The organism is Lacisediminimonas sp., assembly GCF_030645335.1.
Taxonomy (GTDB): domain Bacteria; phylum Pseudomonadota; class Gammaproteobacteria; order Burkholderiales; family Burkholderiaceae_D; genus Lacisediminimonas.
Genome location: NZ_JAUSNH010000248.1, coordinates 1 through 6,650, shown reverse-complemented (window position 1 = coordinate 6,650; position 6,650 = coordinate 1). Strand labels below are relative to the sequence as shown.

At 63.6% G+C, this 6,650-nt stretch carries 8 protein-coding genes and 1 pseudogene; all 9 read right to left on the bottom strand.

All coding sequences use genetic code 11. The annotated features are described in order from the left end of the window. Nucleotides 1-230 (bottom strand): annotated as a pseudogene (locus tag Q7T64_RS17130) (alpha-ketoacid dehydrogenase subunit beta); the annotation flags it as partial. Between the two features lie 44 nt (nucleotides 231-274). After that, complete coding sequence (gene pdhA, locus Q7T64_RS17125) at nucleotides 275-1,339, bottom strand: pyruvate dehydrogenase (acetyl-transferring) E1 component subunit alpha (protein ID WP_304798238.1); 1,065 nt, start codon at nucleotides 1,337-1,339, stop codon at nucleotides 275-277. Further along, nucleotides 1,340-3,124 (bottom strand): acetate--CoA ligase, encoded by a 1,785-nt coding sequence (acsA, locus tag Q7T64_RS17120; RefSeq protein WP_304798233.1) that lies wholly within the window; start codon nucleotides 3,122-3,124, stop codon nucleotides 1,340-1,342. 138 nt (nucleotides 3,125-3,262) lie between these two features. Further along, the gene (locus Q7T64_RS17115) at nucleotides 3,263-3,667 is read right to left on the bottom strand and encodes a RidA family protein (RefSeq protein ID WP_304798240.1); all 405 of its coding nucleotides are present in this window, start codon (nucleotides 3,665-3,667) and stop codon (nucleotides 3,263-3,265) included. A gap of 92 nt (nucleotides 3,668-3,759) precedes the next feature. Further along, a complete protein-coding gene (locus Q7T64_RS17110; RefSeq protein WP_304798228.1) occupies nucleotides 3,760-4,446 on the bottom strand; it encodes a nitrile hydratase subunit alpha in 687 nt (228 codons plus the stop codon). Nucleotide 4,447: 1 nt separating this feature from the next. After that, nucleotides 4,448-4,744: an SH3-like domain-containing protein gene (locus Q7T64_RS18160; RefSeq protein ID WP_370653360.1), complete on the bottom strand. Its 297-nt coding sequence runs from the start codon at nucleotides 4,742-4,744 to the stop codon at nucleotides 4,448-4,450. Further along, on the bottom strand, nucleotides 4,745-5,101 hold the full coding sequence (locus Q7T64_RS18155) for a hypothetical protein (RefSeq protein ID WP_370653359.1): 357 nt from the start codon (nucleotides 5,099-5,101) through the stop codon (nucleotides 4,745-4,747). 25 nt (nucleotides 5,102-5,126) lie between these two features. Then, nucleotides 5,127-6,182 (bottom strand): ABC transporter substrate-binding protein, encoded by a 1,056-nt coding sequence (locus Q7T64_RS17100; RefSeq protein ID WP_304798224.1) that lies wholly within the window; start codon nucleotides 6,180-6,182, stop codon nucleotides 5,127-5,129. 5 nt (nucleotides 6,183-6,187) lie between these two features. After that, nucleotides 6,188-6,650, bottom strand: a 463-nt coding sequence (locus tag Q7T64_RS17095) for a hypothetical protein (protein WP_304798218.1), incomplete at its 5' end; no start/stop codon positions are given.

Below are 6,650 nucleotides of genomic sequence, written 5' to 3'. Positions count from 1 at the left end.
ATCTGGTCCAGCGCCAGCAGGCTGAAATTGACCGTCATGATCTCGACCACCGGCCGCATGCCGCCCAGCGCCGCACCGATCCCTGCGCCGACGAATCCCAGCTCGGACAACGGGGTGTCGCGCACCCGCTCGGCGCCGAATTCGCCGAGAAAATCCTTGGATACGGCATACGAGCCGCCGTAACTGCCAACGTCTTCCCCCATCAGGAAAACGCGGGCGTCGGCCCGCATTGCCGCGCGCAAGGCTTGCCGCAGCGCTTCGCGGTAGCTGGTCTTCACGCCGCTGCTCCAGGCATTCCAGGCAGCGCGGGCGTCGTCAGGTCGCGCAGCAAGTCGGCCACCGGTTCCGGCTCGGCCGCATCGGCAAAGGCGATCGCATCGGCAATTTCTTCAGTTGCGCGCGCATCCATCTCCAGGAAGGCTTGCTCGGTAAGCATGCCGACGCGCTTTAATCTCGCCGTGAAAGTATGGATCGGGCCGCGCTCTTTCCACGCTTCCACCTCGGCTTTGTCTCGGTAGAGTTCGGGATCGAACATCGAATGCGCGCGGAAGCGGTAGGTCTGGCACGCCAGGAACAGCGGGCCGCCGCCGTCACGGACTTGCCGCGCGGCCTGGCTGACGGCCGCATGCACGGCGAGCACGTCCATACCGTCGACTTCCATCGCCGGCATGCCATAGCTGCGCGCGCGCAGGCACAGATCGGTACATGCCTGCGAGCGCGCCAGCGCCGTGCCCATCGCATAGAGATTGTTTTCGCAGATGAACAACACCGGCAACTTCCACAGGGAAGCCAGGTTCATGGATTCGTGGAATGCGCCTTCAGCGCAAGCGCCCTCGCCAAAAAAACAGACATTGGCGCGCCACTGTTGCTGCATGCGATCGGCCAGCGCCAGCCCGGTAACCAGGGGCAGACCGCCGCCGACGATGGCATTGCCGCCAAAAAAGTGCGTGGCGCGATCGAACAGGTGCATCGATCCGCCGCGACCGCGGCAGCAGCCATCGCGCTTGCCGAACATTTCCGCCATGATCCGACGCAGCGCAATGCCGCGCAGCAGCGCATGGCCATGTTCGCGATAGGTTGCCACCACATTGTCGCCGGCCGCCAAGGCCCGCATCGCGCCCGCTGCAATCGCCTCCTGGCCGATATAAAGGTGCAGGAAGCCACGGATTTTTCCTTGCCCGTATAGCTGCGCGCAGGCTTCTTCCATGCGGCGCACCCGCAACATGTCTTCCAGCAACGCCAGCGCCAGGTCCTGGTCGGCCGGCGCCGGCGAGGGCTGGCCGCCGTTGGCTGCATCGCGTGCGTCCGGTGCGCCCAGCGCAGCGTCGGGCGGGTCCATCTAGGCCCCCGCCTCCAGGGTGGAGATGTCGCCCTCGGGCAAGCCAAGCTCGCGCGCCTTCAGCAGGCGGCGCATGATCTTGCCGCTGCGGGTGCGCGGCAATACCGGCAAAAAGTCGATCTCTTTCGGCGCCACCGCCGCCCCCAGCCGGCTGCGGGCATGCGCCAGCAAGTCCATGCGCAAGGCCTCGCTCGCCTGCACGCCGCTTTTCAGCGATACGAACGCCTTGATGCTTTCGCCAATGGTCGGGTCGGGCTTGCCGATGACGCCGGCCTCGGCCACAGCCGGGTGCTCCATCAGTGCGCTCTCGACTTCGAACGGCCCCACCAGGTGGCCGGCGGATTTGATCACATCGTCACTGCGGCCGACGAACCAGTAATAGCCGTCGGCATCGCGCCGCGCCAGGTCGCCGCTCAGGTACAGGCCGTCGGCAAAGCACTTGCGGTAACGCTCTTCATTGTGCAGGTAGCCGCGCAGCATAGACGGCCAGCCACGCCGCAGCGCGAGTTCGCCCTGCTGCCCCGGCTGCTCGATCACGCGGATTTCGCCCGCCTCGTTGCGCTCGACGATGCAGGCATCGATGCCGGGCAAGGGCCGCCCCATCGAGCCTGGCTTGATATCGAAGCCAGGCGTGTTGGCAATCATGATGCCGCCGGTCTCGGTCTGCCACCAGTTGTCGTGTACCGGCAGGCCGAACACGTCCTGGCCCCACCATACCGCCTCCGGATTGAGCGGCTCGCCGACACTGGCGATGAAGCGCAGCTGCGGGTAGCGGTGATTGCGCGCCGGCCCTGGCCCTGCCTTCATCATCATCCGGATCGCGGTCGGCGCGGTGTACCACACGCTGACCTGCTGTTGCGCGAGGATGTCGTACCAGCGCTGCACGTCGAACTCGGCCACATCGATGATCGAGGTCACGCCATGCAGCAAGGGCGCAATGATGCCGTAGGAAGTGCCGGTCACCCAGCCCGGATCGGCGGTGCACCAGAATATGTCGCCGTCATGCAGGTCGAGCGCGTACTTGCCGCTTGCCCAGTGCGTGACGACTGCGCCATGCACATGCAATGCGCCCTTGGGCGTGCCGGTGGTGCCGCTGGTGAAATGCAGCAGCGCAAGGTCGTCTTCAGTGGTGGCAACGGTTTCAAAACCGGCGCTGGCATTGCGCATCAGCGCATCCAGGTCATGCGTGCCTTCGGGAATGGCCGCTGGGGCGGCGGCAAGCTGGCCGTCGGCGCTGGCCAGCAAGACATGGCGCAGTCCGGGCAGTTGCTCGCGCAGTTGCGCAATCTTGCGCCGGTATAGTGGCTCAGTGGTGACCAGCACCCGCGCATCGCCCAGCCGCATGCGGGTGGCGATCGGCTCCGGTCCGAACGCGGAGAACAGCGGGCAGACGACATTGCCGTTCTTGAATGCGCCCAGCATCGCGATATACAGCGCAGGGATGCGGCCGGCCAGCAGGAACACGGTCTCGCCGCGGGCGACACCGAGCTGGCGCAGGACATTGGCAAAACGGTTGCTGGCCGCCGACAGTTCGGCATAGGTGAGCGTGCTGACACTGTCCTGCCCGAGGAAGCGCAGCGCAATCCGGCTGGCGGCGACGCCGCGCGCATGGCGCTCAACCGCTTCCCAGGCAATATTGAGTCCGCCGCCTGGCAAGCCCTCAAGTTCGCGCCGCGCCTGGCCCCAGGAAAAGCGGCTGCGCAGGCCGTCGTAGTCGGTCCAGTTCGGCGTGATGCCACCCGGCATGACGGCATGTCGAATGACGGCGGGACGCTCGGTGCTCATGGCGCGCAGGGTAGATCGTCAAATGCTCAAGAGGCAATTTTCCGCCTCGCAGCGCCGCACCCGCTTGACGCCGGACAAATTGTCCAAGCTAACCCACGTCAACAATGCCTGGCAGTGACCACCGTCAAGCGCCGGCCCTCAGCCCGGCAGGTCAGGACGCCTTGCCACCATATCGATTTCGATGCGCGCGCCCCTGGCCAGTCCGGACACGCCGATGCAGGTGCGCGCCGGCCGCCGGCCTGGCGGGAAATAGGTGGCGTACGCCGCATTCATCGCCGCATAATCTTCATCGAAGTGCAGCAGGTAGATGCGCACCGAGGCAATGTGCTGCAGGCCCAGTCCGATCCCGGCCAGCACCTTGTCCAGGTTCTTCATCACCTGCCGGGTCTGCGCCTCTATCCCTTCCGGATAGGCTTTGTCGTTGGCGGTGTCGACGAAGGGCATCTGGCCGGTCAGGAACACCCAGCCATCGGACTCCACCGCGTGGCTGAACGGTGCAACCGGATCCGGTGCGCCGGCAATCATGTGAAATTCAAGTCCCATCATTCAACTTCCTCACAAAAGGCAATTTTGCGCAGCATCGCTGCAATCATGCACACGCCGACTGGCGTCGATTGCCAATGCTGGTGCGCTGCTCAAGCCGCCATCGGCGCCCTGGCCAGCGCCGTGCCGATCAGGCTGTCACGGTTCACGCACGCGATGAGCTGTTGCTCATCGTAGCCGTCGGTGCCTTCCGGCCGCATCGGCAGCACCAGGTAGCGCATGTCGGCCGTGCTGTCGTGGACACGAACCGCGACCGCAGGCGCAATCGACAGACCGAACTCTGCCAGTACCGTGCGCGGGTCGCGGATGGTGCGCGAGCGATAATCCAGGCTGACGTACCAGGCAGGCGGCTGGCCCAGTATCGAGCGCGGATAACAGGAGCACAGCGTGCAGACAATCACGTTGTGCAGCGTCGGCGTGTTTTCCACGACGATTATCTGCGCCTCCGTCGCCGCGATGCCGAGCTCGGTGCAGGCCGCCTTGGCATTGTCGAGCAGGCGCGCCTTGTAGTCGGGATCGGTCCAGGCGCGCGCAACGATGCGCGCACCGAGATGCTCGCCGGGGGACTCCAGCTTTTCGATCATGCTGCGCACTTCCTCTGCGCTGAGCACGCCTTTTTCGATCAGCAGCTCACGCATTGCCTTGGCCATCAACTCGTAGCGCGAATTCTCCGGCCCGATGTCCGGCTTGCCGCCGGCAGCGGCGGAATGGTCATGGCCGTGGCCGTGGCCGTGATCATGGTCATCGTGGTCATGACCGTCATGATGGTGTGTGCTCATGTCATATGTCCGTGTCGGCCGGTTCCAGCCAATGTTCGTAAATTTCTATCTCGACCGTGTCATCCGGGCGACCTGCATAATCCGGCCACAGATCGCGTTGCAGGAAGCGGATCCGGTACAGATTGATGCGCGGCGGGCTCGGGTCGCCATACGCCCGGCGCTCGGGATTGGCATACGCGCCGCAATATCGCTCCACCCGACCGATATGCTTGCGCACGTAAAATGGCGTGCGCACATGCCCCGCCAACCCGAGGTCGATGACGCGCACACGTTGACCAGGCTGGAAACGCCCGCTCAATTACCGGCCTGCCGCTTCGGCCCCGGAGCGGGCTGCAATCGCGGCCATCCGCTGTTCCAGTTCAGGCCAGGAAAGCACCTGCTTTTCAACCAACAGGAAGGCCAGCGCTTCAGTGCGCCGTTCGTAGAAGCCGGCATCGTATCTGTCCTTGCCGAAGGTTTCAAACACGCGCCGGATTTCATCCACGGAAACCAGGTTGCGCCTGGCGTCGCCGAGCACATTGCGCAAGGATTCCGTCACCTTTTGCCAGTACAGCCAGGGCGCTTCCACGCATTCAACTGCAGCGCCGGGGTCGCCACCGACGTCGTGGTAGCCCTTGATGCCCGCACCCGCGATTTCCGCCTCATTGCTCGCCATGGTTCGATCCGTCCAGGTTGCCGGCTTACTTGCGGGGCGCAGCGTCGGCCACGCGCATATCGTTGATCTCGCCGATCAGGTCGTTGGTGTACAGGCCGGCCGGATCGACTGCCTTTTCGAGCTGGGAAGTGGCGACCATGTAATCAACCACGGTCTTCCAGGCCGAGGGTTCGTAATATCCCCAGGGCTTGCCCGGCGTTTGCGGCGCATAGTCGAGGAACACTTTCAATACGCGCAAGTGTTCTTTCGTTGCTTCTTCGGCGCTGATGCCAGTGGTCATCGCAGCCGGGAATTTCTTGAAATAGGCGGCCACGCAGGCCGGTCCGTTCTGGCGGCAAAACACATGCCCCTTTGTGAAGGCACGCGCTAAACCGGCGGCTTCCTTGCGGTTGGCTTTCAGGTAGGCGTCGCTGGTCATCATGCCCCAGCCAAAGATCGTGTCCATCTGCGGTGTGCTGATATAGCGAAATTTCGCGCCGCGGTTTTCAAAGCCGGCATAGTTCAGCACATTGGTCGACAGCGCACTGATCTGGCCTTCCTGCAGCGCTTTCAAGGCGGCCGCACCGGCGCCGACATCGATCATCCGGAAATCACGATTGAGCTTGAGGTCGGCCGAGCCGAGTATGGCCTGGGTGGTGTAGAACTGCACTGCGGTCAGCGAATGCAAGCCGATATTCTTGCCCTTGAGGTCAGCGACCGACTTGATCGGTCCGTCGGCCAGTACGGCCAGCGGAAACGGGCTGCGCGAGGTCGATGAATAGAAGAACTTCAGCGGCGCGCCCTTGGAATAGGCAATCACTGCGTTCTCTGGTGGCGGCATGCCGTATTGCGCTGTGCCATTCAAGACTTGCTGGATCAGCACGGTCGCGCCTTTGGTGGTCTGGATATTGACTTCCAGGCCCTCTTGCGCCAGCCAGCCCATTTCGGCGGCGACTGCCCACGGCGCGTTGCGGATATCGATCTGCGGCACCGGCTGCAGCACCGTCACTTGCTTGAGCTTTTGCTGGGCATTGACGCTGGTCATGCCGGCGGTCAGCACCAACGCCGCGCCGGCCATCAGTAGTGTCTTCTGGAACTTCATCGGATTTACTCCTTCGTTGACGATGTGACGGGTACAGTACGCAATGCCAGTGGCTGTTCGCCGATCAGGTCGCGCCGGATGACATCCTTGACTTCTTCGGGGCGCATGCCGTAGCGGTCAGCCAGCGCAGCGACATCGGCAAAAATTGCGTCGACGTCCTGCATTTTCTTGAGGCGCTTGAAATGGTCTTCGTAATGAATGCCCATGCTCTCGCCGAGCAGTTCAAGGAAATTCACTACCTCGAATGGCCAGTCGCGTTCATGGCTGCACAGCTCGCGGTGACAGGCGTGATAGACGCCGGCCAGGGTATCCACCCCGGCGGCGGATGCGGCTTGCAGCAGTTCGCGATGCACTTCCCGCTTGTAGTCCGGCAGCGGCTGCAGCGTATTGCACATGTAGCCGACCCGCGGCTGCTGCAGGTCGACGAATTCCAGTCCTGGGATCGCCTGCAAAATGCGTTGTGCCGCT